The sequence below is a fragment of the Kitasatospora sp. MAA4 genome, from assembly GCF_029893355.1.
Lineage (GTDB): Bacteria > Actinomycetota > Actinomycetes > Streptomycetales > Streptomycetaceae > Kitasatospora.
The window spans coordinates 314,073-339,436 of record NZ_JARZAI010000004.1 but is presented as its reverse complement, the minus strand read 5'-3'; the positions used below and the strand labels follow the sequence as shown (position 1 = coordinate 339,436).

General features: G+C 71.1%; 24 protein-coding genes. 15 read left to right on the top strand and 9 right to left on the bottom strand.

What is annotated here, in order from left to right:
* The first annotated feature begins 46 nt into the window (after nucleotides 1-46).
* The 3 genes from P3T37_RS08190 (at nucleotide 47) to P3T37_RS08180 (ending at nucleotide 2,648) form a co-directional block, all read left to right on the top strand.
* The gene (locus P3T37_RS08190; protein ID WP_280722786.1) at nucleotides 47-637 is read left to right on the top strand and encodes a cytochrome b N-terminal domain-containing protein; all 591 of its coding nucleotides are present in this window, start codon (nucleotides 47-49) and stop codon (nucleotides 635-637) included.
* A complete protein-coding gene (locus P3T37_RS08185; protein ID WP_280722785.1) occupies nucleotides 634-1,578 on the top strand; it encodes a hypothetical protein in 945 nt (314 codons plus the stop codon). The genes P3T37_RS08190 and P3T37_RS08185 overlap by 4 nt, the downstream gene beginning before the upstream one ends.
* Nucleotides 1,579-1,757: 179 nt before the next feature.
* On the top strand, nucleotides 1,758-2,648 hold the full coding sequence (locus P3T37_RS08180) for an aquaporin (protein WP_280722784.1): 891 nt from the start codon (nucleotides 1,758-1,760) through the stop codon (nucleotides 2,646-2,648).
* Between the two features lie 120 nt (nucleotides 2,649-2,768).
* Here P3T37_RS08180 and P3T37_RS08175 read toward each other — a convergent pair whose 3' ends face one another.
* Entirely contained in the window at nucleotides 2,769-3,623 is an 855-nt protein-coding gene (locus P3T37_RS08175; protein WP_280722783.1) for a universal stress protein, read from the bottom strand.
* Nucleotides 3,624-3,887: 264 nt separating this feature from the next.
* Between P3T37_RS08175 and P3T37_RS08170 the strand changes: the two genes are divergently transcribed.
* From P3T37_RS08170 to P3T37_RS08160, 3 genes are all read left to right on the top strand, one after another.
* The gene (locus tag P3T37_RS08170; RefSeq protein WP_280722782.1) at nucleotides 3,888-4,601 is read left to right on the top strand and encodes a VIT1/CCC1 transporter family protein; all 714 of its coding nucleotides are present in this window, start codon (nucleotides 3,888-3,890) and stop codon (nucleotides 4,599-4,601) included.
* Between the two features lie 121 nt (nucleotides 4,602-4,722).
* A complete protein-coding gene (locus tag P3T37_RS08165; RefSeq protein WP_280722781.1) occupies nucleotides 4,723-6,129 on the top strand; it encodes a ferric reductase-like transmembrane domain-containing protein in 1,407 nt (468 codons plus the stop codon).
* Nucleotides 6,130-6,142: 13 nt separating this feature from the next.
* Nucleotides 6,143-6,619 carry an FMN-binding protein gene (locus P3T37_RS08160; protein WP_280722780.1) on the top strand — a complete coding sequence of 159 codons (477 nt, stop codon included), beginning with the start codon at nucleotides 6,143-6,145 and terminating at the stop codon, nucleotides 6,617-6,619.
* Between the two features lie 120 nt (nucleotides 6,620-6,739).
* On the opposite strand, the gene chrA is transcribed toward P3T37_RS08160, so the two are convergent.
* Entirely contained in the window at nucleotides 6,740-7,921 is a 1,182-nt protein-coding gene (gene chrA, locus P3T37_RS08155; protein WP_280722779.1) for a chromate efflux transporter, read from the bottom strand.
* A gap of 282 nt (nucleotides 7,922-8,203) precedes the next feature.
* Here chrA and P3T37_RS08150 point away from each other — a divergent pair, with 282 nt between their 5' ends.
* Entirely contained in the window at nucleotides 8,204-9,562 is a 1,359-nt protein-coding gene (locus P3T37_RS08150; RefSeq protein ID WP_280722778.1) for a GH1 family beta-glucosidase, read from the top strand.
* Nucleotides 9,563-9,692: 130 nt separating this feature from the next.
* Here P3T37_RS08150 and P3T37_RS08145 read toward each other — a convergent pair whose 3' ends face one another.
* On the bottom strand, nucleotides 9,693-10,691 hold the full coding sequence (locus P3T37_RS08145) for a LysR family transcriptional regulator (RefSeq protein ID WP_280722827.1): 999 nt from the start codon (nucleotides 10,689-10,691) through the stop codon (nucleotides 9,693-9,695).
* Nucleotides 10,692-10,829: 138 nt separating this feature from the next.
* Here P3T37_RS08145 and P3T37_RS08140 point away from each other — a divergent pair, with 138 nt between their 5' ends.
* The 4 genes from P3T37_RS08140 to P3T37_RS08125 all read left to right on the top strand — a co-directional run bounded on the left by P3T37_RS08140 (nucleotide 10,830) and on the right by P3T37_RS08125 (nucleotide 14,559).
* A complete protein-coding gene (locus P3T37_RS08140) occupies nucleotides 10,830-11,648 on the top strand; it encodes a 3'(2'),5'-bisphosphate nucleotidase CysQ (protein WP_280722777.1) in 819 nt (272 codons plus the stop codon).
* 42 nt (nucleotides 11,649-11,690) lie between these two features.
* Nucleotides 11,691-12,287: an NAD(P)-binding domain-containing protein gene (locus P3T37_RS08135; protein WP_280722776.1), complete on the top strand. Its 597-nt coding sequence runs from the start codon at nucleotides 11,691-11,693 to the stop codon at nucleotides 12,285-12,287.
* Between the two features lie 426 nt (nucleotides 12,288-12,713).
* Nucleotides 12,714-13,823: an FAD-dependent monooxygenase gene (locus P3T37_RS08130; protein WP_280722775.1), complete on the top strand. Its 1,110-nt coding sequence runs from the start codon at nucleotides 12,714-12,716 to the stop codon at nucleotides 13,821-13,823.
* Between the two features lie 406 nt (nucleotides 13,824-14,229).
* Nucleotides 14,230-14,559, top strand: a complete 330-nt coding sequence (locus P3T37_RS08125) for a hypothetical protein (RefSeq protein ID WP_280722774.1) — start codon at nucleotides 14,230-14,232, stop codon at nucleotides 14,557-14,559.
* A 456-nt stretch (nucleotides 14,560-15,015) separates the two neighbouring features.
* On the opposite strand, the gene P3T37_RS08120 is transcribed toward P3T37_RS08125, so the two are convergent.
* Nucleotides 15,016-15,585: a TetR/AcrR family transcriptional regulator gene (locus tag P3T37_RS08120; RefSeq protein WP_280722773.1), complete on the bottom strand. Its 570-nt coding sequence runs from the start codon at nucleotides 15,583-15,585 to the stop codon at nucleotides 15,016-15,018.
* Between the two features lie 115 nt (nucleotides 15,586-15,700).
* On the opposite strand from P3T37_RS08120, the gene P3T37_RS08115 reads away from it, so the two are divergent.
* Nucleotides 15,701-16,081 (top strand): nuclear transport factor 2 family protein, encoded by a 381-nt coding sequence (locus P3T37_RS08115; protein WP_280722772.1) that lies wholly within the window; start codon nucleotides 15,701-15,703, stop codon nucleotides 16,079-16,081.
* Nucleotides 16,082-16,447: 366 nt separating this feature from the next.
* On the opposite strand, the gene P3T37_RS08105 is transcribed toward P3T37_RS08115, so the two are convergent.
* The 4 genes from P3T37_RS08105 to P3T37_RS08090 form a co-directional block, all read right to left on the bottom strand.
* Nucleotides 16,448-17,707, bottom strand: coding sequence for an ammonium transporter (locus P3T37_RS08105; protein ID WP_280722771.1), 1,260 nt, complete (start codon nucleotides 17,705-17,707; stop codon nucleotides 16,448-16,450).
* A gap of 287 nt (nucleotides 17,708-17,994) precedes the next feature.
* Complete coding sequence (pcp, locus tag P3T37_RS08100) at nucleotides 17,995-18,636, bottom strand: pyroglutamyl-peptidase I (protein WP_280722770.1); 642 nt, start codon at nucleotides 18,634-18,636, stop codon at nucleotides 17,995-17,997.
* 56 nt (nucleotides 18,637-18,692) lie between these two features.
* Nucleotides 18,693-19,661, bottom strand: coding sequence for a DUF979 domain-containing protein (locus tag P3T37_RS08095; RefSeq protein ID WP_280722769.1), 969 nt, complete (start codon nucleotides 19,659-19,661; stop codon nucleotides 18,693-18,695).
* Nucleotides 19,658-20,368: a DUF969 domain-containing protein gene (locus tag P3T37_RS08090; RefSeq protein ID WP_280722768.1), complete on the bottom strand. Its 711-nt coding sequence runs from the start codon at nucleotides 20,366-20,368 to the stop codon at nucleotides 19,658-19,660. Before P3T37_RS08090 ends, P3T37_RS08095 begins: the two co-directional genes overlap by 4 nt.
* Nucleotides 20,369-20,524: 156 nt before the next feature.
* Between P3T37_RS08090 and P3T37_RS08085 the strand changes: the two genes are divergently transcribed.
* From P3T37_RS08085 to P3T37_RS08075, 3 genes are all read left to right on the top strand, one after another.
* Nucleotides 20,525-21,214: a GntR family transcriptional regulator gene (locus P3T37_RS08085; protein ID WP_280722767.1), complete on the top strand. Its 690-nt coding sequence runs from the start codon at nucleotides 20,525-20,527 to the stop codon at nucleotides 21,212-21,214.
* A 159-nt stretch (nucleotides 21,215-21,373) separates the two neighbouring features.
* Complete coding sequence (locus P3T37_RS08080; protein WP_280722766.1) at nucleotides 21,374-22,417, top strand: hypothetical protein; 1,044 nt, start codon at nucleotides 21,374-21,376, stop codon at nucleotides 22,415-22,417.
* Between the two features lie 40 nt (nucleotides 22,418-22,457).
* Nucleotides 22,458-23,465 carry a clavaminate synthase family protein gene (locus P3T37_RS08075; protein WP_280722765.1) on the top strand — a complete coding sequence of 336 codons (1,008 nt, stop codon included), beginning with the start codon at nucleotides 22,458-22,460 and terminating at the stop codon, nucleotides 23,463-23,465.
* Nucleotides 23,466-23,550: 85 nt separating this feature from the next.
* Here P3T37_RS08075 and argS read toward each other — a convergent pair whose 3' ends face one another.
* Nucleotides 23,551-25,362 carry an arginine--tRNA ligase gene (gene argS, locus P3T37_RS08070; RefSeq protein ID WP_280722825.1) on the bottom strand — a complete coding sequence of 604 codons (1,812 nt, stop codon included), beginning with the start codon at nucleotides 25,360-25,362 and terminating at the stop codon, nucleotides 23,551-23,553.
* Nucleotides 25,363-25,364: the final 2 nt, after the last annotated feature.

Genomic DNA, 25,364 nt, shown 5'->3' with positions numbered 1-25,364 from the left:
GGAGGTCCGCTCCGGCGGGTGGACCGGGGCGGTACGCCGGTACGCCGTGCGCACCCTCCCGCCGGAGAAGCTGCTGCCCGACACCCAGCCCGCGTACATGGCCTCCTGGATCTACGTCTTCGGCGTGCTCACCGTTTCTGCGCTGGTCGTGGTGGTCGCCACCGGATGCCTGCTCGCGTTGGAGGGCCCCGGCTGGTGGCACGTCTCCAGCGTCGGGAAGTACGTCAACAGCCTGCACCTGTGGAGTGTGGAGCTGTTCATGTTCTTCATGGTGATCCACCTGTGGGGCAAGTTCTTCATGGCCGCGTGGCGCGGTCGGCGGGCGATGACGTGGATGACCGGGGCGGTCTGCTTCCTCGCCTCGGTCGGCGCCGCCTTCACCGGCTACCTCACGCAGCAGAACTTCGACTCGCAGTGGATCTCCGGGCAGGCCAAGGACGGCCTCAACGCGGTCGGCATCGGCGCCTGGTTCAACGTCCTGGACTTCGGGCAGATGCTGATGTGGCACATCGTGCTGCTGCCCCTCGCCCTGGGCGGGCTGACGGGCCTGCACGTCCTGCTGGTCCGCCGCCGTGGGATTGTACCGCCGATCGACGCCACGGTCCCGACGCCGGGCGCTGTCGAGGGCCGGCTGTGAAACCGCTCTCCCGCCGTACGGCGGAGCCCGAGTCCGCCGCGTTCCCCACCCGCCCGTACGACCTGCTCAAGGAGTTCACCATCGCGCTGGTGGTGGTGGCGCTGCTGACCGCAGGCCTGGCCGCACTGTTCTCCTCCCCGGACGACAAGCCGGTCACCCTGGCGGCCTGGTCCGCCGCTGCCCCGGGCGACTTCACCGCGACGGCCGTCGCCGAACTCGGCGCCACCAGCATGACGGCGCAGTACGGCCCGCCGTACAACGACACCCCCGGCGCGGGCCAGAAGATCGGTCCCCTCGGCCTGCAACGGGCCGCAGGCGTGCGGATCCCGGTCGACACGGCCGAGGACTTCGTGCTGCGCCCGCTGCGCCAGGCCCCCGAACCGGCCGAGGTCACCGCCGCGCTCGCCGCCTGGAGCGCAGCCTCGACGGACCGGCAGCAGACCTGGACCGCGGCCTACGCCGACGCGCTCGGCAAGGCCCCGAACGGTGACCCCACCCAGGTTGCCCCGGGCGACTACGGACCCGTCCCGGCACTGGCCGGGCGCCTGCTGACGCTCGCCCAGGCCGGTGGTCTGGACGGACAGTTGCTGGCTCAGGGCCACTTCTACCAGACCGACTACACCAAGCCGGTGCTCTTCCTGGCCGACGGCACCTACCTGGCGGGCCTGGCCGACGGCCAGCACCTGTCCGGCGACCAGTGGGGCATGATGAACGAGACCGGGAACTACCCGGGGCAGGCCTGGTTGTGGCTGTACACCTTCTGGTACCAGATCGACCCGTTCAAGAGCTCGACCAACGCGGACGCCCTGATCTGGGCGCTCATGGCGGTGCTCAGCCTCGGTCTGGTCCTGGTGCCGTTCATCCCCGGCGTCCGGTCCGTCCCCCGCTGGACGAAGGTGTACCGGCTGATCTGGCGGGACCACTACCGCGGGCAGCGGTAGCGAAGCGGGCACCGTCGGCGTAGCAGAAGGAAGCGGGCCTACACCACGCACCGGGTTCTGTCCGCCGAACGCCGTTCAGCCTGTTGCCAGTTGGCGGCTGTACCCCTTTCGGCCCTGTGCGGCCGGTCGGCCGCTGCCGAGAATGGAACGGGCAACTGCTGAAGGGCGGGGTGAGAACGATGAGTGACGACGGTGCGCGTGCGGCGCCCGAAGTGGTCTCCAGGATTCGACAGGTGCGGGCTCGCCGGGCGGCGGCAGCCGAGGCGGTCAAGGGCGGCTGGCCGGAGTGGGAGCGGCTGACCGCCGAGGCCGTCGGCACGTTCTTCCTGGTCCTGGTGGCGGCTGGAGCGGGTGTGGTTGCCGCGGTGTCCAGGGGGGAGGTGAGTCCGGCCGCTCAGGCCGTCGCGCCGGGTGCCATGGTGCTCGCGCTGATCTACGCGCTGGGGGAGACGTCGGGAGCCCACCTCAACCCTGCGGTGTCGGTGGCCTTCGCGGCCCGTGGGGACTTCCCCTGGCGCAGGGTGCCGGGATACGTCCTCGCGCAGCTGGCCGGGGCGTTCGCAGCGGCGAGCCTGCTGCGCGCGCTGTTCGGCACGGTGGGCCGGTTGGGGGCGACCGTGCCCGGTCCGGGGGTGGGGGACGGCGCCGCACTGGTCCTGGAGGTCGTGCTGACCATGGGTCTGGTGACGGTGATCCTGGGGACGGCGTCCGGGGCCCGCAACATCGGTCACAACGCCGCCATCGCGGTCGGCGGCTACGTCGCCCTGGCCGGGCTCTGGGCCGGTCCCGCCAGCGGCGGATCGATGAACCCCGCGCGCAGTCTCGGCCCCGCCGTCGTCAGCGGCAGCGCCGGCCAGGTGTGGATCTACCTGGTCGGGCCGCTGGTGGGTGCGGTGCTCGCCGTCCCGCTCGCCTGGATCCTGCGCGGGCCGCACACGGCCGCGGCCGTCCTGGCAGCCCAGGGCCGGCGGGCTCGTCTCGCGACGGAACGGATCGACCTCGGCCCCGTCGCCGGCGGCGAAGCCGAGCCGTCGGCGGTCTGCCCCGAGTGCGGCAAGCCGCTGGACTGACAGCAATCCGGTCCTGCTGCCGTCGGGCGCCCGGAGGCCGTCCGGTCCGAGGCGTTCGAGCACGCCTTGGCCCTGGTGGTCGGAACGCGTGGACGCGGTGGCCTCCTGCGGTCGTGGAGGTCAGGTGGGCACGACGGCGACCGGGCAGCCGGCGTGCAGGACGGTGGCCTGGCTCGTCGAGCCCAGGCGGCCGAGCGGGCCGTGCGGCTCGCCGTGGCGGCCCACCACGACCAACTGGTGCTCGCGCGAGCGCGCGACCAACTCCCCGGCCGGATGGGCCCGCACCGCCGACTCGGTGACATCGACCTGCGGGAACCGTTCACGCCAGCCGGCCAGGACCTCGGCGACCAGCCGGCCCTGCTCCGCGCCGATGTGGGCCTCCTCGAAGACCGGCGGACTGGCGTGGCCGGGCATGGTGATCAGCGGGTAGGACCAGGCGTGCAAGGCGAGCAGCGGCAGCTGCCGCCGCTGGGCGAAGTCGAAGGCGAACGCCAGGACCTCCGCGTCCCCGTGGTCGCCGCGGATGCCCGCGACCACCCCGCCTCTGCCGGGCTCGGTGCCGGTGGGCCGGACGACCACCACCGGGCAGGTCGCGCGCGCGGCGACGAAGAGGCTGGTGGAGCCCGCCAGCAGCCCGGGGAACCCGCCCGACCCGCGTGCCCCCAGCACCAGCAGGTCGGCGCCGTGTGCTGCCTCGGTCATCGCGTCGCGCAGCCGGCCGTCCAGCAGCTCGATCGAGACCTCCAGGTCCGGGTGCTGCCGCAGGGTCCGGGCGAGGGCCACGTCGAGCAGCGCCTCGCCGGCCTCTCTGCTGGGTGGTGACTCCTGGCCGTCGGGCGTCTTCGTGGTCTCCTCGACCCAGATGTGCCGGACGCTCAGTGGCTCGGTTCGCAGGTTCGCCTCGTCGGCTGCCCAGTCGAGCGCGTGCCTGCTGGCTTCTGATGAGTCCATACCCACGATGACTGGCTTGCCCATCGTCGCTCCCTTCGCTCGCCGCGGACGGCCTTGTCCCCGCCGGGTTCCTGTCGGTGCTGTCGGTTCAGGCTATGTCGGTGGTCGCTGTGCGGCAGGGCGGGCCACCGCATGGTCACCCACCGGTTCGGCCTCGACGAGATGCAGGAGGCATACGACGTCTTCGCCGGGAGGGGCCGCAGCCGTGGGGCCACCGCGCCAGGAGGGCCGCGGGCGGTGGACGATGGCTGTGACAATCCCCGTACCCCGTAGAGGAGCATCTGTGCCATGTCCTTCCTCGATCAGCTGAGTCCGCATCCGGAGGGCCACAGTGCGGGCCGGGCGGGCTGGCTGCGTGCAGCGGTGCTCGGCTCGAACGACGGACTGGTCTCCGTCGCGAGCCTGATGGTGGGCCTGGCGGCGGCCGGGACGAGCACCTCGACGGTCGTCACCGGCGGTCTGGCGGCGTTGTCCGCAGGGGCCATGGCGATGGCGGCCGGGGAGTACGTCTCGGTCAGCTCCCAGGTCGACGTCGAGCTGGCGGACCGCGCCAAGGAGTCCCGGGAGCTGGCGGAGGACCCGGAGGCCGAACTGGCCGAACTCACCGCCATCTACGAGTCCCGTGGTGTCCCGCGCCCGCTGGCACTGCAGGTGGCGACGGCCCTGCACGAAGCCGACCCCCTGCAGGCGCACCTGCGCGACGAGCTCGGGCAGAGCGAGCAGAGCGCCGCCCGGCCGGTGCAGGCGGCTCTCGCCTCTGCCACGAGCTTCCTCACCGGAGGGCTCGTGCCGTTCCTGGGTCTCCTCGCGACCGGCGCCACCGCCCGCCTGTGGCTGATCGTCGCCGTCACCCTCTGCGGCCTGGCGCTCGCCGGGCTCCTGGCGGCCCGCGCGGCCGGCACCGCCCTGCTGCGCCCGACGCTGCGCGTCGTCGTCGGCGGTGCCCTCGCGATGGCCGTCACTGCTGCTGTCGGCCAGCTCGCGCACACCGCGGGTGTATGACGCGCAGCCGACCAGGTGCGTCGGTGGCACAGGTCCATCCCCGGTCGGGCTGTTACCGGAGTGTTATGGGGTGCGGGGAAGTGTGGAACTGGAAGATCCCGCTCAGTGATGGGAGCCGCCGGTGTCCAGCGTCAGCGCGCACTCCGCACGTCATGCCCGCCACCGGGCCGGCCCGCCCCCGCAGCCCTCCGGCCTGCCGCCGGTGGGCCACCTCTGGTCACGGGCCCTGCTGCTGGTCATCTGGGCCGGTGTGCCGGCCGTCCTGGCGCTCTGGTGGCAGAACACCATCCCAGGCTCGCTGCGCGGTTTCGGGGACTACGTGACCTCGGCCGGGCGGCTGTCCGGCCTGCTGGCCGCCTACCTGCTGCTGGTCCTGGTCGCGCTGATGGCGCGCATCCCCTGGCTGGAGAACCGGGTCGGCTCCGACGTGGTGACGCGCTACCACCGGACGCTGGGCGAATACACCGTCGCCCTGGCAGTCGCGCACGCCGTCCTGATCATCCTCGGCTACTCATGGCAGTCCGGTACCAACCCCGCCTCCGAGACGGTCACCGTCCTGTTCGACTACCCGGACGTGCTGCTGGCTGCCATCGCCCTGGCCCTGCTGGTCCTGGTGGGGGTCGTCTCGGCCCGCGCGGTGCGCCGCAAGCTGCGCTACGAGACCTGGTACCACATCCACCTGCTGGTCTACGTCGCCATCGCGCTCGCCTTCGCCCACGAGTTCTCCGTCGGCGCGGACTTCTCCTCCTCGGCGCGCAACCGGCTGCTGTGGTCCGGCGCCCACATCGCCGTGGCCGCGGCCGTCCTCGTCTTCCGCGTCGGGCTGCCGCTGCGCCGCTCCCTGCGCCACCAGGTGCGCGTGACCCGCGTCGTCCCCGAGGGACCGGGCGTCGTCTCGATCCACCTGACCGGGCACGACCTGGACGCACTGGACGCCCGCGCCGGCCAGTTCCTGCGCTGGCGCTTCCTGGCCCGCGGCCTGTGGTGGCAGTCCCACCCCTACTCGCTGTCCGCCGCACCCGAGCGCGGCCAGTGGCGGATCACCGTGAAGAACCTAGGCGACTCCAGCACCGCCCTGGGCCGCCTGCGCCCCGGCACCCGGGTCTGGTTCGAAGGACCCTACGGCGCCTTCACCGAACAGCGCCGCAACCCCGCCCGCAAGGTCCTGCTGATCGCGGGCGGCGCCGGCATCACCCCGATCCGCGCCCTCTACGAGAGCCTGCCCGGCACCGGCGACGACGTCATCCTGCTCTACCGCGCCTCCCGCGCCGAGGACCTCGTCCTCTACCAGGAGTTGCAGGAGATCGCCCACCGGCGCGGCTTCGGCCTCTACCCGCTGGTCGGCCCGCGCGACGGACCCCAGGGCGACCCGCTGTCCGCTGCGCGCCTGCGCCAGAGCGTGCCCGACGTCGCCCACCGCGACGTCTACGTCTGCGGGCCGGCCGGCATGGCGCAGGCCGCCGAGCGCCAGCTGCGCCACCTGGGGGTCCCCGCACGGCGGATCCACAGCGAAGCGTTCGAGTTCTAGGAGGGGAAGACCCATGCGCAAGACCACGATGGCGCTGCTCGCCACCAGTGCCGGCCTCGCCCTGGTCATCGGGGCCAAGGTCGAGTCCGCCAGCTCGCCGCACTCCGCGCTCGTCGCGACCTCGGGCCCCCCGGGCGCGCAGTCACCGGCCGGCGGCTCCACGAACCCCGGCGCGCCCACCGCCGCCGCGCCGTCGGGCTCCGCCGGGGCGTCGGCCAGCGGGCGGTTCACCGGCAGCGTGGTCGACACCCGCTACGGCCCGGTGCAGGTCCAGGCCGTCCTGACCGGCGGCAAGATCACCGACGTCACCGTGCTGCAGCAGACCACCGGCGGTCACAGCTCGCAGATCGACTCCTACGCCCTGCCCCAGCTCAAGTCCGAGGCGCTGGCGGCGCAGAGCGCCAACATCGACGTCGTCTCCGGCGCGACCTACACGTCCAACGGGTACGCGCAGTCGCTCCAGGCCGCCCTCGACGCGGCCCACCGGTGACCGCCGTGCGTCGCGTCGACGAGGTCGGGTGCGGAGGGCGGGCGACCGGTCAGCACGCCGGATGGATCAGCTCCGCGAGCAGGCCGGCGCCGACCGCTGCAGCGCCCCTGCCCAGAGCGGTCAGGCCACCGGCCATCCGGCCAGGGCGGCGACGGCGCCCAGCAGTCCCGCCCCGAGCAGGGCGCTGACCACACCTCGGCGGGCCGCGAGCAGCCACACGGCCGCCGCGGCCAGCACACCGAGCTGCCAGGCGTGCTGAAGGGCAAGAGCAAGGGGGATCGAGGAGCCTGCGATGGCGCCGATCACGGCGGGCCCGGCGCCGGTCAGGAACGCCTGCACCCGCTGGTCGGCCCGCAGCCGGTCGAACCGGGGCCCGCCGAAGATCACGAACAGGAACGACGGCGTGAAGGCCACTGCGGCGGCCAGCAGTCCGCCCCACACGCCGGCTGCGGCATAGCCGACCACCGCGACGGTCTGCACCACGGGACCCGGCGTGATCTGCCCCAGCGCCACCGCGTTGAGGAACTGGCCGTCGCTCATCCAGTGGTAGTGGTGCACGGCGTCGGCCTGCATCAGCGGGATGATCACGAACCCGCCGCCGTAAGACAGCGCACCGACCTTGAACGCCACCCACGCCAGCGCCAGCAGGCCCCCGGCGCCCACCGCCGGGGCGGCGGCCAACACCGGCCACGAGCCCCACCGGTTCCGCTCCCGCGCAGCACCGGCCCGCACTGCGACCTCCACCAGGCCGGCGGCCACCAGCACCAGGACCAGCCACGGCCCCACCAGCGCGGCCGCGGCCCCGCCCGTCAGGCCGTAGCCGATCCATCGGCCCCGCCCGGCCCGCCCGTCGCCGGCTCGCTTCCAGCTCGCAGGTACCAGGGAGACGGCTGCCTGGACGGCGACCGCGGCCACGGCCGCCCCGGCGCCGGCTGCGGCGCCCCGCACCCACAGCGGCGGATGCCCGGCCAGGAAGAGCGCGGCCAGCGCCAGGATCAGCACCAGCCCCGGCACGACAAAGCAAAGCCCGCCGACCAGCGCGCCGGCCAGCCCGCGCAACCGCCACGCGGTGAAGATCGCCAACTGAGTCGACGCCGGGCCCGGCAGCAGGTTCGTCGCCGCGATCCCGTCCTCGAACTCGGCGGCGGAGATCCACTGCCGCCGTTCCACGCAGAGCTTGCGCAGCAGCGCGATATGCGTTGGCGGACCGCCGAACCCGATGCAGCCGATCCGGCCCCACTCCAGGGCTACCGTCCCCAGCCCCACCCGGCCACCACCGGCCCGGTCCTCCTCTGCTGCCACGTCGTGCTCTCCTCGTCGACCGAACCGCGCTGCGACCCTACCCGCAGTGAGTGAACGATCAGCAGCAAAGAGAGCGCAGTCGCGGGGAGCGCTCGGCCCGCAGGTGGCGCACGACGGTGTCGATGACGGTTTTGACGGCGTCGTCGTGGTGGGAACGGGTGAAGTAGGCGTCCAGGCTGAGGATCCATTGCGATGTGTCTCTGAAACACCGTGCTGTGTCTGGTGTTTGGGCACCCGTCCATTAACATGAGGTCTCCTCGTGTTTTGGAAGGGACCAGTGACATGGTGAACCGTCTCGACCTGCCCGCGGGCTTCCGCTGGGGTGCCGCGACCGCCGCGTACCAGATCGAGGGGGCGGTGGAGGAGGACGGGCGCGGGCCCTCGGTGTGGGACGTGTTCACCGCCCGGCGCGGCGCCGTCCGGGACGGGTCCAGTGGGCGGGTGGCCTGTGACCACTACCACCGGTACGCCGAGGACATCGCGTTGATGCGGGGGTTGGGGCTGGACGGGTACCGGTTCTCGATCTCGTGGTCGCGGGTGCTGCCCGCCGGGGCAGGTGCGGTGAACGTCGGCGGGCTCGACTTCTACGACCGGCTGGTGGACGCGCTGCTCGCCGACGGGATCACCCCGCTGCCGACGCTGTTCCACTGGGACCTGCCACAGGCCCTGGAGGACGGTGGCGGCTGGCTCGCTCGGGACACCGCGTACCGCTTCGCGGAGTACGCCGAGATCGTCGCGGACCGGCTCGGCGACCGTGTCCCGGCCTGGATCACGCTCAACGAGCCTTTCGTGCACATGGTGTACGGCTACGCGCTCGGCGTGCACGCGCCTGGTCGGACCCTGATGCTGGACGCGCTGCCGGTCGCGCATCACCAACTGCTCGGCCACGGGTTGGCGGCGGCGGTGCTGCGCGAGCGCGGCCACGAGGTGATGATCTCCAACAACCTGACGCCCGTGTGGCCCGCGAGCCAGGCGCCGGCGGACGTGGCGGCCGCCGCCGCGTACGACGCGCTGCACAACCGGCTGTTCACCGACCCTCTGCTGCTGGGGAGTTACCCGGACCTGAGCGCGTACGGCGTCGGCGAGGACCTCGGCGGCAGCGTCCGCCCCGGCGACCTGAAGCTCATCTCCGCTCCCGGGCTGGACGGGCTCGGCCTCAACTTCTACAACCCCACCCGGATCGCCGCCCCCACCGAGTCCGACGGACTCCCGTTCGCGGAGGCCGAGATCGCGGACGTCCCCCGAACCGCCTTCGGCTGGCCGGTCGTTCCCGACGCCCTGCGCGAACTCCTCCTCGACCTGCGCGAGCGCTACGGCGCCGCCCTCCCGCCGATCACCATCACCGAGAACGGCTGCTCCGTCGCCGACGAGCCCGCCCCCGACGGCACGGTCAACGACCAGCCGCGCATCGACTTCATGGCCGGCCACCTCGACGCCCTCGCCGCCGCGATCGCCCAAGGCGTGGACGTTCGCGGCTACTTCACCTGGTCCCTGCTCGACAACTTCGAATGGGCGGAGGGCTACCAGCAGCGATTCGGCCTGGTCCACGTCGACTTCGAAACCCAGGTGCGCACGCCGAAGGCCTCCTATGCCTGGTACCGCGATCTGATTGCAAGTCACCAGAACTACCATCTGCGGTAGTTGGCTTCTGTCGGGTGCGGGATGTGTGGCCATTGGCGACGGCTGGGAGGCCATCTCGATGGCGCGGCCCGCAGCATCCGCGCCCCAGAGACTGCGTAGAAGACAGCGTGTTCGACAAGTCCGCAGCCCATCACCAGCGGTTCAATCGCCAGCCGATTGCGTGTGGACGGGCTGCCTTGCGTTCGACATCGGGGTCGCAGTCGGCTTCGCTGCCAAGGCAGTCTGTCCTCGCTCCGCAGGTGGCCAGTGCGGTTCGTGCCAGTGCGCGCAGCCAGGTGTGGGCGTGGTCGGTGTCGTAGCGCTGATGCCACGACAGGTACACCGGCGCCGAGGGGAGTTCGAGCGGCAGGGGGAGCACGACCAGACCGAGGCCGGCGGCCGCGGTGCGTGTGGTGATTTCGGGGACGCTGATCAGGAGATCGGAGCCGCGCGCGAACTCCAGCGCGGCCGCTTCCGTGGGCGCGGCCGCCACCACCCGGCGGGTGAGGCCGAGCCGAGCGAGGGCGTCGTCGACGGCGTTGCTGAGGTTTCCACGTCGCGAGACGGTGACGTGTTCGGCGGCGGCGTACCGCTCTGTGGTGACGGTTCGGGCGCGGGTGAGGGGGTGCCCCTGCCTCACGACGGCGACGAGGCGGGTCTCGCCCACCTTCTCGGCGCGGATGTCGGGTGCGCTCGGACGGTTGGCGTTCGCCTCCAGATCGACCTCACCACGCCGCAACTCGGGGGTGTCGACGCTCGATTCCGCGACGAAGCGCAATCGCACGCCCGGCGCCTGTCCGCGTACGGCCGCGAGCAGCGCGGGGCCACTCACGGCGACCAGGGAATCGTGCCAGCGGAGCGTGAAGGTGCGTTCCAGCGTGGCCGGATCGAGTTCACGGCTCGGCGCCAGCACGCCCCGGACCTGGTGCAGCAGCTCGTGCACCTGCTCCCGGACGGTGATCGCATAGGGCGTCGGGGTCATGGTGCGGCCGGTGCGCACCAGGATCTGGTCCCCGGTCGCGCGCCGGATCCGGCCCAGACTCCGGCTCATCGCGGGGGCGGTGACGTGCAGTCGTGCGGCCGCCCCGGCCACGCTGCCCTCCTCCAGCAGCGCGTCGAGCGCGGTGAGCAGATTCAAATCCAATTGCATGGGAGTAATCCCAGCCGTGCTTGACATGCATTTGATGTTAATGGAGGGGGTGGATAGCGTCGTCACCACGGGGCAGGACGGAACGCGCGTCCTGGCCCGAACCTCTTCAACGCCCCTTTCTCAGACGGGAGTTCCACCATGTCCGAAACGCTTCGGACCACTGACGTCACCGGCTCCGACGCCGGCCTGCTCGACCGGACCGCGGCCGCCGTGCGTGAGGCCGGTTCGGCACTGCGCGAGCGGTACGGCGAGGTGGTCCCCTACCGGACCCGCGAAGAGCTGATGAGCGCGCTCGCCGCCAACGACGACACGGCCCTCGGCATCCTGCGTCCCCGCCTCACGAGCCTGCGCCCGGACGCCGGCTGGGTGGAGCACGAGTTGGACGGCGGGGCGCTGCCGCCCGGCGAGTGGTGGGTCGTGGATCCGGCCGAAGGCAACGTCAACCACCTGCACGCCCTGCCGGAGTGGGCGGTGACCGCCACCCTCGTGCGCGACAACCAGCCGGTGCTCACCGTGGTCCACCTGCCGTTGACCGGCGAGACCTACACCGCGCTCACCGGCGCGGGCGCCCACCTCGACGGCCGGCCGCTGAACGTCTCCCGGACCGGGGACCTCGGCCTGAGCATCGTGGCCACCAGCCAGGCCCGGCCGGACGAGGACGAGAACGTCGTCCGGCGCGTCGGCTCCTCGATCACCGCGATGCTCTTCGACGCGCTCGTCGTCCGCGTCGCCGTACCCGCGACCCTGCACCTGCTGAACGTGGCCGCCGGCCGGCTCGACGCCTTCTGGCAGTTCGCCGGCGCCCGCGCGGACCTGCTGCCCGGCGCGCTGCTCGTCACCGAGGCCGGCGGACGGATCTCCGACGCCAAGGGCCGCCCCTGGACCCCGCAGAGCGAAAGCTTCCTGGCCGCCGCGCCCGGCGTCCACGCCCAGGCCGTCGCCACGCTTTCACGCTGACTCCGCACCACAACCCGCACGCACGGAAGGAACCAGATCATCATGACCACGATCGCCGTTCTCGGAAACGGCCGCGTCGGCGGCAACCTGGCCACCGCCCTCACCCGGGCCGGACATGAGGTGACCGTGGCGGACCGCGCGCCGGGCGCCGCCGCCGACGCCGCCCGGGCAGCCCGGATCGTCATCAACGCCACCCCGGGAGCCGGCTCCCTGGACCGGCTCACCGCCCTGCACGACGAACTGAGCGACAAGATCCTCGTCGACGTCTCCAACGCCACCATCGACGGACCGGACGGACTGCCCGCCGACCTGATCTACCCCGGCTCGAGCCTCGCCGAGCAACTCCAGGAAGCACTCCCCGAAACGCGCGTCGTCAAGACCCTCAACACCATGCTCTTCCCGGTGATGACCGCGCCGGCCACGCTCACCCGGACGCCCACGGTGTTCGTCTCCGGCGAGGACCCCAGGGCCAAGCAGACCGTCCGCGAACTGCTCACCGACCTCGGCTGGCGCACGGAGTGGATCACCGACCTCGGCGGGATCCGGACCGCCCGCGCCACGGAGGCCGCGATCCTGTTCGTACCCCACGTGATCCGCTCCAGCGGATTCGTCCCCTTCGCGATTTCGATCACCCGCTGACCACGGATCCAGCACACCACCCCCCGGCCGGCCCGCATAGGCCCGGCCATGCTGGTGGTGGTCTCGACATCTGGGTGGCCAGTGCCTCGCCGGGCGGCGCACTGTGCCTGGTGCCGCTGTCCTTCGACAATGTCGACAGCACCGTGGCGGGAATGGTGCCCACCATGGTGCGGTGACGCGAAGCGGGTCTCCCGGCCCATGGTTCTGCACGACATATCACCGGTAGGGCTTGATGCAAACCGACGCTCGTGGTTGCCGGTAGGAAGGTGTCCGTGAGGTGGCTGCGACTCATCGCCGCCGTGACCTGCTGCCCGAGATGCCTCCCTTGCCCAGCGGCCGATGCCGGGCTCTGGACAACCCCAACGAGCCGTTGTTACTGTCGAGTAACAACGGCTCGGGTAAGCCGAGATGCGGATGGGGGCTTACATGTCGCATTCCATGTCGCAGGGACGCAGTGCCGGGATCGTGGGCGGCGGGATCGGCGGCCTCGCTTCCGCGATCGCGCTGCGCAAGGCCGGATGGCAGGTGACCGTCTACGAGCGGGCGCCGGAATTCACCGAAGTGGGCGCGGGAATCTCCCTGTTCCCCAACGCGATCACTGCGTTGGACGCGCTCGGCGTGGGTACCGCTGTTCAAGCCGCAGGGGTCGGCGAGGCTCCCGGTGAGGTCCGCAACGCTGCCGGGCGGGTCCTGTTCACACGCTGGGCGAAACCGCTCGCGGGCGGATTCACGGTGCTGCACCGCGCGGACCTGATCTCCCTTCTCGCACAAGCACTTCCGAGCGACTGCCTGCGGCCGGGCAGTTCTGTCGACGAGGTCACCCTCGACGGCACCCTGCGGGTCGGCGGCGAGTCGGTGCGCCACGACCTGATCGTGGGTGCCGACGGAGTGCACAGCGCGATCCGGCAGCGCCTGTGGCCGGGCGACACCGCCGTGCGTCGCACCGGGATCACCGCCTGGCGCGGCGTGCTCGACACCCCTGTGCCCAAGTTCGCCGGTGGCGTCGTCGGGGTGCATGCGGAATTCGGCGTGCTCCCGATGCAGGGCGGGCGCACCTACTTCTTCGCGGCCGCCCACCCCGGCTTCGACAGCCTCGACCATTTCACCGAGTGGGCTTCGCCGGTGCCCGAGGTCCTCGCGGCGGCCGATCCGGCACGGATTCTGCGCGACGAGTTTCTCGAAGTTCCGGTGCCGAGAATGCTTGCTCTCGGGAAGGTCGCGTTGGTGGGCGACTCGGCGCACGCGATGCGCCCGGAACTCGGACAGGGTGCCGCCATGGCCATCGAGGACGCGGTGACACTCGCGGCCTACGCGCCCGACCTGCGAGCCTATTCGAAGGCGCGGCGGCGACGGGTGCGGGCGGTGTCGTGGATATCGCGCCAGATGACCCACAACAACATGCCCAATTCCCGGTGGCGCGCGACCGTGCGCGACGTCGGTACCCGCGCGGTGCCGGAGGGTGTGGCTCTCGCCCCCATGTCCTGGCTGTTCCGCTGGCACGCGCCTGCACCCGTCTCCGCCGATGCGCCACTTTGACGGAAGCCAGGCTCGCGATCACGGAACCGCCGGCCCCGTCGCGTCGTCCATTGCCAGACGACCGCGCGCCCACCAAATCGACCGAATTCCGGCCGAGTTCGCCGCGGTGGAACACGGCGTCGCCGGTGAGGAGTGTCCTGCTGGGTTCGTGCAGAAGGACGACGTGGCCGGGGGAGTGGCCGAGGGTATGGATGACGCGCAGGCCGCTCGCCTCCACGAGGTCGCCGTCGACGAGGCTCTGGTCGGCAGCGAGAGGGCGCCAGTGCAGTTTGGGCAGACAGTCGAGGAGCCGTCCGGCGGGGCCGGAACGCCCGGCGCCGGGCACCCGGCCGTTCTCCAACCAGGCGCGTTCGGCCTCGTGGATGAGGAACGATGCCCCGGTCAGCTCCCGTAGGCGGTAGGCGCCTTGGACGTGGTCGGGGTGGGCGTGCGTGATCACGACGCGCTTCATGTCGGACGGCTTGCGGCCCAGTTCGGCGACGGTCCGGAGGATGGCGCGGGGTGCGTCGGCCCAGCCGACGTCGACGACGGTGAAGCCGTTCTCGGCGATGACCTGGTGGCAGATGCCGTGCCGCCCGACGTCGTAGAACCTCGTGATGGCGAAGTCGCGGGCGAACGCGCGGGCGTGGGTGCCGCCGAGGGCGTCGCCTACCGAGGGGGCGGGGACCGCGTGGTCCATGATGACGGCGACCTTCTCGGGGTCGTTGATCAAACGTCGACGAAGCACTGCAGCTGATGGCAGGTCACCGTGACAGCGGGCAGGGCGACTTCCACCGCCTCCTGCCGACGGGCTCGGACACCACGAGCTGAGCGGCCGACCACGGCGGGCCGGGCAGTAGGGCTTCACAACGGCTGCACCGGCAATGAGCTGGGCTTCGTCGAATGGTCAGCCTGCGGGGCGGTACTCGTTGATCAGCCCAGCGGCAGCTCGTCTGCGTTCGAGCCGAACTGTGGGCAGGGGGATGACGCTCGCGTCGTCGAGCGGCGTGAGCTGGTTGTGGCCGTTCCCGGTGCGTCAACGGGTTCACCCGGCGCTTCGGGCTGGTCCACGCCGCCTTCGCGACGCAGCAGAGCGCGCCGAGGGCCTCCTACGGCTGGTACCGCGACCTGATTGCCAATCAGTGCCGGTGCGTGGCTCGGTGTGGCCGAACAGCTTCGCGTGGTGGGCGTCGGCAGACGCTCAGCACTGCGGTCAGGAGGGATCGCTGAACAGGTCGGCCACCAGGGTGCGGGCGTAGGCTTCGCCGGTGTCTGGCACGGAGAAGACGACGCGGAAGTAGAGCGGGGCGACGATCCGGTCGAGCAGTCGTTCGGGTGGAGGCGGCCTTTCGCCCCGGCCGCGGGAGGCTTCGAGGACCACGTCGAGGCCGGCGGTGGCGCGTTGCAGGCATTCCCGGAGGCCGCTGCGGCGCTCGTCGACGTCGGGGGAGACCTCTGCCCGGAAGAACGCGATACCGCCGGGCCGGGTCAGATCGGCCAGTGTCCGGATCGCGTAGGCCTCCAGGTCCGTGCGGAGATCGCCGCTGGAGGAAGGCGGGACGTCGGTCCCGTGCAGGGCTGCCACCTCGGCCAGCAGGGCCTGCACCGTGCCCCAGCGCCGGTAGACGGTGGTGGGGTTGACCCCGGCGCGCTCGGCCACCGCGGGAATCGTCAGCTGGGTCGCGTCGCGCTCGCCGGCCAGGTCGGTGAGGGCCTGGTGGACCGCCGCCTTGACGCGGGCGCTGCGGCCACCGGGACGCTTGGCGGGGGGTTCGGCATTCATGCTTCCCAGATTAACGCAGGTCGGATTGCTTTTAGTGGCCGAGGAGCGCTAGCTTCACTAAAGCAAATCAACTTGCTTTAGATGAGCTATCGCCAGCACTCCGAAGGGGACTGCCATGACCACCACTGCCCGCGACCTCGGCCAGCGCTTCCACGCCGCACTCATCACTGGTGACTGGCCGGCCATCCGGTCCATGCTCCACGACGACGCCACCTGGACCCTGCCGGGCGACAACACCATCAGCGGCACCGTCGTCGGCGCGGACGCCGTGGTCGACCGCGCCCAGAAGATCGCCTCCTACGGCCTCTCCTTCGAGCTGCTGCACGTCCTGGTCAGCCGCGAGAACATGGCCCTGTCACTGCACAACACCGCCCAGCGCCCGGACGCGATCCTCGACGAGTACCTGACCACCGTCTGTAGCCTGCGCAACGGCAGGATCGCCGACATCGAGACCTACCTGTCCGACGTCCCTGGCATGAACGCCTTCTTCGTCTGACGAGAACCCAGGTCCGAACAAGTCCTGCCGAACCGAGGTTGGTGGCTTGCTGCGGCCCGCCCGGGCGGCCTGAGTCTGGCAGGTGAATAAGATGACAGGGTGTTCGACGGGCCGAGGGCTACCAGCAGCGATTCGGCCTGGTCCACGTCGACTTCGAGACGCAGCGCCGCACGCCGAAGACGTCGTACGGCTGGTACCGCGACCTGATCGCCACCCAACGGGTACGGCACGGAGGGTAGTTGGACTCGGCGCCGCGGTCTGTGTGCTGCTGGACGCCGTGTTGGGCCCGGGGTAGACCCCGGGCCCCTCCAGACTGACGGGCGGCGTGGCTGAAGTGCCTACGGCTGTGGTGCTGGGGCCGAGGCGTCATGGCTCGGTCAGTACGTACGCGGTCTCACCGTGGTGGCTGAGGTCGAGGCCGCGCTCTTCCTCCTCCTCGGAGACCCGGTCGCCGATCAGCCTCTTGAGAACCAGGGCGATGGCGAGCGTCACCGCCACGGTGTAGCCGAAGGCCGCGCCGACGCCGATCGCCTGCCTGCCCAGCTGTGTCAGGCCGCCGCCGTAGAACAGGCCGTTCGCTCCTGCCGGGTTGATCGACCTGGTGGCGAACAGGCCGACCGCGAGGGCGCCGAACACGCCGCCCACCAGGTGCACGCCCACCACGTCCAAGGCGTCGTCGTAGCCCAGGCGGTGCTTCCAGTCGACGGCGAACTCGCAGAGCACGCCGGCCGCCGCCCCGATCGCGAGCGAGCCGAGCGGGCTGACGAATCCGGCGCACGGCGTGATCGCGGCCAGGCCGGCGACGGCACCCCCGGCCGCGCCGACCGTGCTGGTCCTGCCGTGCCGGAGCCGCTCCACGGCCAGCCAGCCGAGCAGTGCCGCGGCGCCCGCGGTGTTCGTGTTGAGGAACGCGCTGGCGGCCAACTCGTTGGCGCCGAGGGCGGAGCCGCCGTTGAAGCCGAACCAGCCGAACCACAGGATCCCCGCGCCGACCAGCATCAGGGGCAGGTTGCTCTGCGGCATCTGCCGGTTCGGCCAGCCGTTGCGCTTACCCAGGACGACCGCCATGACGAGCGCGGCGGCGCCCGCAGTGGTGTGCACGACGATCCCTCCGGCGAAGTCGAGCACGCCGAGTCTGGCGGCCCATCCGGTCGGTGAGAATATCCAGTGGGCGACCGGGCTGTAGACCAGCAGCGACCACAGGACGACGAACGGCACGAACGTGCTGAACCGCCAGCGGTCCGCCGTGGCCCCGGTGATGAGCGACGGGGTGATCACGGCGAACATCATCTGGTAGACGACGAAGACCAGCGGCGGAATGGCCATCGCACTGCTCCCGGTGAAGCCGGGAACCACCTGGTCCAGATGGGCGAGACCGGCGAAATGCAGATCGCCGATGAATCCGTCGCCCTTTCCGAAGGCGAGGGTGTAGCCGACCAGCACCCACGCCACGCTCACCAGCGCGATGGCCATGAAGTTCTGCATCAACATGCTCATGACGTGCTTCGCGCGGACCATGCCGCCGTAGAAGAACGCGACGCCCGGCGTCATGAAGAGGACGAGTGCTGCGCTGACCAGTACCCAGGCGGTCGAACCGGAGTCGACCCGTGCGAAGTCAAATGTCATGAGGCCTTCCGAGGCCGGATGCGGATGGCGCGGATCAGGGGTTCGAGGCGCGCCGACGGGCTGGAGCCCGGCCGAACCGTCCTCGGGGTCTCCGCAGGGGGCGAGCGGGCGCCGGATGGAAAGATAGGCCCAGCCGTCGCGTTCGCTCAGTCACGGGATGGCAAAAAAGGGCTCAGCGCCGTTGCTGCGGCCGCCTGTTGGGGCATTGTGGCAGGTCACTGCGCCTGGCGGCGGATTCCTGCCGGCCCGGATCACCCCCGCCTGCCCATGAGGAGGTGCGTCCGGTATCAGTGGGTGATTCCCTCCGGGGTGTGGAGGTCTGTGCCGCGGGTCGAGGCGGTGAGCAGGGCGCGCAGGCCGCGGGCGACGGTGCGGGCGGGGAGGGAGGGCATGGCCTGGTCGAGGACCTGCTCGGGCAGGGCGGGTACGTGGACGAACCCACCGCGGCCGGTGGGTCGTTCGGTGGTGAGGAGATGCATGAGGGTGTAGAAGACGTGGTTGCAGACGAAGGTCCCGGCGGTGTGGGACAGGGAGGCGGGCAGGCCCGCCTCCCGGACGGCGGCCACGCATGCCTTGACCGGCAGGGTGGCGAAGTAGGCTGCGGGGCCGCCGCGGACGACCGGTCGGTCGATGGGCTGCCGGCCCGCGTTGTCGGGGATGCGTGCGTCGTCGATGTTGACGGCGATGCGCTCGATGCTGATGTCGGGGCGGCCGGTTGCCTGGCCCAGGCAGACCACCAGGTCCGGGTCCGTGTCCTGGACCGCGGCGCGCAGTTCCTCGGCCGCCCGGCCGAAGACGCAGCTCAGCCGGGCGGGTGTGACCTTCAGTCCCTCGGGTGGACTGTCGGCGAGGAGGCGAGCGGCCTCCCACGAGGGGTTGAGGGTGGCGTTGTCGAAGGGTTCGAAGCCGGTGAGCAGGACCCGGGTCATCGGCGGTGGGGCCTTTCATGGTCGGTGATGCTCCGCAGAGCGCTGGCGGCGGCGGGTCAGAACGCGAAGAGCGACATGATGGCGATGTTGCAGACCAGCAGCACGCCTGCGGTGGGGAGCTGGGCCTTGATCGGTCCGTACTGGTCCTTGAGTTCGAGCAGCGCGGCCGGTACCAGGTTGAAGTTGGCGGCCATCGGGGTGACCAGGGTGCCGCAGAAGCCGGCCAGCATGCCCACGGCCAGGACGACGGGCGGGTGGCCGTGCAGGTGGGTGATCAGGACGGGCCAGCCGACGGCTGCGGTCATGACGGGGAAGGCGGCGAAGGCGTTGCCCATGACAATGGTGAACAGGGCCATGCCGAGACAGTAGAGCGCCACCGCGGCGTACTTGCTGCCGTCGGGCAGGAGGTGGATGGTGAGCTTGCCGACCTGGGTTCCGACGCCGGCGGTCTGGAAGATCGAGCCGAGCACGGCCAGGAGTTGGGGGAGCAGGAGTGACCAGCCCATGGATTCCAGCAGGCTGCGGCCGGCGTGCAGCGCGTTGGCAGGGTTGCGCTCACGGGTGAGGAAGAGGCCGAGGATCAGGGCGACGAGTGCTCCGAGTCCGAGGCCGAGAAGCGTCTCGCTGCCGGCCTGGAAGAGCGGCTTGCCGGCGAGATGCCTGCCCTTGAGGAGGGTGGCGCAGACCAGTGCGACCAGCGGGACGGTGATCGCGGGGATGAACAGCCGGTTGCCGAGGCGGGCGGCGGAGACGGCCCGCTGCTCGGGGCTGGTGGTCGCGGGTGTGCCGCGTCCGGTGAGGCCGAAGCCGGCCAGACAGATCATCACGAGGACCGCGGCGCCGAGAGGGGCGGCGGGCGCGGTCTTCTGGACGACCCAGGTGCCGTAGCCGAAACTCGCTCCGAGCAGCCCCCAGAAGGCGGCGCTGCCGAATCGCTTCGAGTTGCTGCGGTCGGTCGCCATCTGCACGGCCATCGCCAGGAAGATGGCACCGACCAGCCAGTACAACCACTCGATCCTGATCACTTGGTCTCCTCCGCGACGCGGCTGTCGGAGCCGCCCGCAGCGGGCAGTTCCCGGCTGAGGGAGCGGTCCAGGCGCAGCAGCCGCGCACCGTGGACGAGGGTGGCGCAGATCGCGGTGGGGATGGCCCAGAGCGCGAGCTGGATCGGCTCGAGCCGAGTGTGGTACGTCGCGTTGACGAAGCCGGTGACCAGCAGGATCGAGCCGACCGCGAGGAAGCAGTCCTCGCCGAAGAACAGGCCCACGGTGTCGGCGCTGGCGGCGAACGAGCGCAACCTCTCCCGGGCCTGCTCCGTCAGGGGGCCGTGGCGGCGCTCGGCGGCGGCTTCCGCCATCGGCGCGATCATCGGCCGTACCGCCTGAGCGGGTCCGCCGAGCGCGGTGAGTCCCAGGGCCGCGCCAAGCTGACGGATCATCAGGTAGATCGCGAGCAGGCGGCCCGCGCTGACCCTGGCGAGCCTGCCCATCAGTGCACGGGCCTGCTCCTGCAGACCGTGGCGCTCCAACAGGCCGATGACGGGCAGGGTGACGGCGAAGAGCGTCACCGAGCGGCTGGAGGCGAAGCCCGTGCCGAACGCCTCCAGGACCTGCGTCGGGGTGAGCCCGCCCAGGAGGCCGGTGAGGACGCCGGCGGCGCCGACGATGAGGAGGGGATTGCGCCTGGTGGCGAATCCCGCCACCACCACGAGGATGCCGAGAAGAACGATCACGTCAAGGGCCGCCTTTCGGATCGGAATCCCTGCGCGGTGGTTGTGATCTTCACGCCAACGAGCAGGTGCCGTCCCGGTCTTGTGGACCGGGAACTTGCAGGGGTGGTCGTGAGGCTAGAGGATTGTGGAACAATCCGACAAGACGGGAGGTAGGGCATGACGGGGAATTTCGACGCACTCGCGGCCGATCGAAGCCGGCTGGCACGCAGCAGTGCCGCGCAGCGGGTGGCCGAGGTCCTGCGCGACCACATCATCGAGGGACGGCTCGCCCCCGGAACGCGGTTGTCGGAGGAGGCGCTCGGCGAGGCGCTTGCAGTCTCGCGCAACACACTGCGGGAGGCGTTCCGGCTGCTGGCCGACCAGCGCCTGGTCGTGCACGAGTTGAATCGCGGAGTGTTCGTCAAGACCCTGAGCCCGAGGGACGTTGCCGACATCTACACCCTGCGCCTTGCACTGGAGATGGCCGGCGTCCGTGCCCTGCGGTGCGCGGCCCCGGAGCGCCTGGCCGCGGTCCGTGCCGCGCTCGCACGGGCGGAAGCCGCCGAGACGCAGGGCGACTGGGGTGCCGTCGGCACCGCCGACCTGCACTTCCACCAGGCCGTCGCCGGACTCGCCGACAGCGAGCGGATCGACGAGTGTATGGCCAGGCTGGCCGCGGAGCTGCGTCTGGCGTTCGCGGCGGTTCCCTCGGCGCACGGCTTCCACGAACCGTTCCTGCGCCGGAACCAGGTGCTCGCCGGGTTGCTGGAGTCCGGTGAGATCGACGACGCCGAACTCGAGTTGACGAGATATCTGGACGATGCACGCACAGTGATCGTCAACGCCATGGCGGAGAACGGGCGCTGACCGTGACCGGCGGTGGCGGCGGTTCAGGAATCGTCGTGCGGATCAGGGTTTCGTATGGCGTGTTCCTGGCGAAGTACCTTAACCATGGGCTTACTTCCGCTTGCCGGCCATCCTGCTGTCGCTGTCTTCCGTGAGCCCCGAGGTGGGCGGCCGCTCCCGGTGCTGGGCTCGTGGGTCGAGGCCGAGGCGAAGCGGACCGCGCGCGTGCTGGCGGCGGTGGCGACCCATTCCGGGCCTGTCGAGCGGACCGTCGGGCTGCGGCAGGCCGCCGCGGTCGCCGGTGAGTTGGTGGCCGCGCTGTCGGCGCTGGCTCCGGCCGTGGTCGGTGAGGAGGTGCCGGCGGTATCGATCAGTCAGTCGTACTTCCGGGTCCGGGAGGTGGAGCTGTCGGATCAGCAGGCTGCCCTGCACGGTGTCCTGGTGATCCAGCGCGGCCTGGACGATCTGTGTGATGCTCCGCTGTCGGGCGCCGACCTGGCGCTGGAGCTGGCCGGGATGCGTCAGTCGGTGCTGGACATCACCGGCGCGTCGCCGGGCGCCGACCCTGACTCCGTCCCGCCGGTGATCGTCCCTGAGCCCGGTGCAGGGGAGTCGCCCGAGAGTGTGTGGAGCGCTCGGTGGCTCATCGGTCACCAGGTCCATGTCCTGTTCAACATCTGCGCCGCGGTCGCCGTGGCCGACGCCACCCGGCATCTGCGGCACGGCGACGGCGAGGCCGCTCTGCTGCGGCTGGCCGACGCGACGGTGTACGTGCGCGGCTTCCCGGCGGCCATGACCCACGCCAGTACGATCCCGGCCGATCACTACATGGCGGCGATACGCCACACCATGGCTCCTCCGTCGGTGGACGTCCCGTTGAGCGGGCGCCAGCATCGTGGATACCAGCTGTTCCGGGCGGCGATGAGGGACCTGCTGTCGGTACTGCCCGACTCCTTCGAGCACCTGGCGGCCCGCGCCCCGGAGTTGGCCGAGGCGCGCAGCGCTCTCCTGGAAGCCGACATCGTGGACGGCGAACGGCACGTCACCCTCGCGTACTCGATGGTGCATCTCCGTCGCTCGATCGCTCAGCGGCCGGAAGGCCCCGACAACGCCGTCGCCGAACTACGGTTCATGCGCCATCGCCGCGCGGCCCAGTACGCCTCCCTGATCCGATTCGGGGACCACTACATCGCCGACGCCGTGGCCGGCCTGCGCCACTCGTGACCGCGCGCGTGTGCTGCCCGCAGCCCCGGTAGGAGAACTGATGCCCGAGACGACGCCCGACACCACTCAGAGCACAGCCGCCGCCGACTGGGAACTGGCTCCGGCAGATGCCGGCGCGTGCGAGCGGCTGGCCCGCACCCTGTGTACCGGCGCGCACCAGCAGGTCGACAGCGCCGAGTGGGTGGCGCGGGCCCGGGATGCCTGGGAGGAGCTACCGCTGCCGCTGCGCCGCGCGGTGCGCCGGTTCCGCAGGCACTCCGGCCCGCACGGCACACTGGTGATCGGCGGCCTGCCCGTCGATCAGGCGGCCCTGCCCGCGACACCGGCCGTACTCGGCTCGGTCCAGCGCCGGGCCACCGTCCCGGCCGCGATGCTCACCATGGTGGCCTGCGGGCTCGGCGAGCCGCTCGCCTACCTGGCCGAGAAGTCCGGCGCCCTCGTGCAGGACGTCGTACCTGTGCCTGGGCAGGAGACCTTCCACGGCAACGCCGGATCGGTGCCGCTGTCCTTCCACACCGAGAACGGCTTCCACCCCCACCCGCCCGACTATGTGGTCTTCCTCTGCCTGCGCGCCGACCACGACCAGGCCGCCGGCATGCGGACCGCCGGCATCCGCCGAGCACTGCCGCTCCTCACCACGGTCGGCCGACAGGCCCTGTTCGCACCGGAGTTCATCACGACACCCCCGCCTTCCTTCGGTGCCGACGCGGCCGCCGGTGAGCCCGACGTCGAGCCCCGGCCGGTGCTGTCCGGCGCGGCCGAGGACCCCGACATACGCATGGCCCAGCTCGTCACCACGCCGCTCACCCCTCGGGCGACTGCGGCGCTGGCCGAATTCGGCCGCGCCTGCGAGGCGACCGCCCGGACCCTGCGCCTGACTCCCGGCGACCTGGTGGTCATCGACAACCGCGTCACCGTCCACGGCCGCACCGCCTTCCACCCCCGCTACGACGGTGCAGACCGCTGGCTGCAACGTACCTACGTCACCACCGACCTGCGCCGCTCCCGCGACCACCGTCCCCACGACGGCCACATACTCGCCCGCTGACCAGCCGCCGAGGAGCCCGGGCTCTACGGCAGTGTCCTGCCCACCTGACCGCAGCCCAACGGGCGGGGTGCGTTGAGTAGTTGCCCTAGATCCGTTCCGGGGCCTCGATCCCGAGCAGCGACAGGCCGAGAGTCAGCACCCTCGAGGTGAGGGTGGCCAGTACCAGTCGGGAGTCGCGTACGTCCGGTGCGTCGGTGGCCAGGATCGGGCAGTTGGCGTAGAAGGAGGACATCGTGCTCGCCGTCTCGTACAGGTACGTACAGAGCTTGTGCGGGGCGTACTCCCGCGTCGCCGCCGCGCACGCCTGAGGGAACCTCAGAATCTGCAGCAGCAGGTCCCGCTCGCGCGGGTCGGAGATCACCACCGGAGTCCCGCCAGCCGGCTCGGCTCCCGCCTTGCGCAGCACTGAGCGCATCCGGCTGTTGGCGTACTGGAGGTAGACGGCGGTGTTGCCGTGCATGGCGAGCATGCGGTCCAGGTCGAAGACGTAGTCCTTGCGACGGTCGTTGGACAGGTCGGCGTACTTGACCGCGCCGATGCCCACCGCGCGGGCCACCGCTGCCCGTTGCTCCGCCGCCCGTTGCTCCTCCGTCCGTTGCTCCTCCGTCCGTTGCTCCGCCGCTCGTTGCTCCTCCGCCGGCCCGCCCCGATCAGCGATCTCCGCGGCCCGGTCCATCGCCTCGGCGAGCACGGACATGAGCTTCACCGAACCACCTGCGCGGGTCCGGATGGTCCGACCGTCCTCGCCGAGAACCGAACCGAAACCGATGTGCTCGGCGTGGTGGTCACCGGTGAGCCAGCCGGCCTCCCGCAGCACGGCGAACACCATCGCGAAATGCTGCGCCTGCGGGCTGCCGACCACGTACAGCAGGTCGGTGGCACCGCGCTCCTCGATCCAGTACCGCGCGGTGGCCAGATCCGTTGAGGCGTAGCCGTAACCGCCGCCCCGCTTGCGAACGATGACGGCCTGCGGGCCGCCGTCGCGGTTCGTGAAACCCTCGGGGAAGGCAACGATGGCGCCGCCGCTGACCTTGACGAGTCGTTTGGCGCTGAGCTGCTTGACGAGGTCTGCCAGGAACGGGTTGTAGAAGCTCTCGCCGTAGACATCGTCCGGGGTGAGCTGGATGCCCAGAACCTGGTAGACCTGCTCGAAGTGCTTGGCCGACTCGGCGACGAGTCGCCGCCACAAGGCCAGCGTCTCCTGGTGACCGCCCTGGAGCAGCACGACGCGGCGGCGCGCGCGGCCCGCGAAGTCCGTTTCGGCGTCGAACTTCTTGCGGGCTTCCTGGTAGAAGCCGTTGAGGTCGCCGATCGAGGGGAGATCGGCCGAGGGGAGATCGGCCGAGCCGGTCCAGCCCTCGTCCACCATGTGCTCGATGAGCATGCCGAACGGCGTTCCCCAGTCACCTGTGTGATTGTGCGGGGTCACCTCGTGCCCGGCGAACCGCAGCAGCCTGCTGATCGCGTCACCGAGCACCGTCGAGCGCAGGTGGCCGACGTGCATTTCCTTTGCCACGTTGGGACTTGAGTAGTCGATCGCGATCCGGCGCGGGCGCTCGACCAGCGGGACGCTGAGCCGCTCGTCGTCCAGCAGGGCGCTGGCCCGGGCGGCGAGCCATTCGGGAGTCAGCACCAGGTTGACGAATCCGCTACCGCTGATCTCCGGCGGCTCGACGAGGTCCGCTGCGTCCAGGTGCGCCACGATGTCCGCCGCGATGTCCCGCGCGTCGCGGCCCGAGGTCCTGGCCAGACTCATCGCCACATTGCTCTGGTAGTCGATGCCGTCCCGCTTCGAGGGCCGGACCACCGCCTGCTCTGGGGTGAGGTCCAGATCCAGTGCCGCCTGCACCGCCGCGGCCACTCGTCGCCCCAGTTCGACGCCCACATCTCCGTGCATCA

What these genes read in the sequence shown, in the direction of transcription:
- P3T37_RS08180 (WP_280722784.1), top strand. Translation starts at nt 1,758, where the DNA reads ATGAGTGACGACGGTGCGCGTGCGGCGCCCGAAGTGGTCTCCAGGATT.
- P3T37_RS08175 (WP_280722783.1), bottom strand. Translation starts at nt 3,623, where the DNA reads ATGGGCAAGCCAGTCATCGTGGGTATGGACTCATCAGAAGCCAGCAGG.
- P3T37_RS08170 (WP_280722782.1), top strand. Translation starts at nt 3,888, where the DNA reads ATGTCCTTCCTCGATCAGCTGAGTCCGCATCCGGAGGGCCACAGTGCG.
- P3T37_RS08160 (WP_280722780.1), top strand. Translation starts at nt 6,143, where the DNA reads ATGCGCAAGACCACGATGGCGCTGCTCGCCACCAGTGCCGGCCTCGCC.
- P3T37_RS08150 (WP_280722778.1), top strand. Translation starts at nt 8,204, where the DNA reads ATGGTGAACCGTCTCGACCTGCCCGCGGGCTTCCGCTGGGGTGCCGCG.
- P3T37_RS08145 (WP_280722827.1), bottom strand. Translation starts at nt 10,691, where the DNA reads ATGCAATTGGATTTGAATCTGCTCACCGCGCTCGACGCGCTGCTGGAG.
- P3T37_RS08140 (WP_280722777.1), top strand. Translation starts at nt 10,830, where the DNA reads ATGTCCGAAACGCTTCGGACCACTGACGTCACCGGCTCCGACGCCGGC.
- P3T37_RS08135 (WP_280722776.1), top strand. Translation starts at nt 11,691, where the DNA reads ATGACCACGATCGCCGTTCTCGGAAACGGCCGCGTCGGCGGCAACCTG.
- P3T37_RS08130 (WP_280722775.1), top strand. Translation starts at nt 12,714, where the DNA reads ATGTCGCATTCCATGTCGCAGGGACGCAGTGCCGGGATCGTGGGCGGC.
- P3T37_RS08120 (WP_280722773.1), bottom strand. Translation starts at nt 15,585, where the DNA reads ATGAATGCCGAACCCCCCGCCAAGCGTCCCGGTGGCCGCAGCGCCCGC.
- P3T37_RS08115 (WP_280722772.1), top strand. Translation starts at nt 15,701, where the DNA reads ATGACCACCACTGCCCGCGACCTCGGCCAGCGCTTCCACGCCGCACTC.
- P3T37_RS08105 (WP_280722771.1), bottom strand. Translation starts at nt 17,707, where the DNA reads ATGACATTTGACTTCGCACGGGTCGACTCCGGTTCGACCGCCTGGGTA.
- pcp (WP_280722770.1), bottom strand. Translation starts at nt 18,636, where the DNA reads ATGACCCGGGTCCTGCTCACCGGCTTCGAACCCTTCGACAACGCCACC.
- P3T37_RS08085 (WP_280722767.1), top strand. Translation starts at nt 20,525, where the DNA reads ATGACGGGGAATTTCGACGCACTCGCGGCCGATCGAAGCCGGCTGGCA.
- P3T37_RS08075 (WP_280722765.1), top strand. Translation starts at nt 22,458, where the DNA reads ATGCCCGAGACGACGCCCGACACCACTCAGAGCACAGCCGCCGCCGAC.
- argS (WP_280722825.1), bottom strand. Translation starts at nt 25,362, where the DNA reads ATGCACGGAGATGTGGGCGTCGAACTGGGGCGACGAGTGGCCGCGGCG.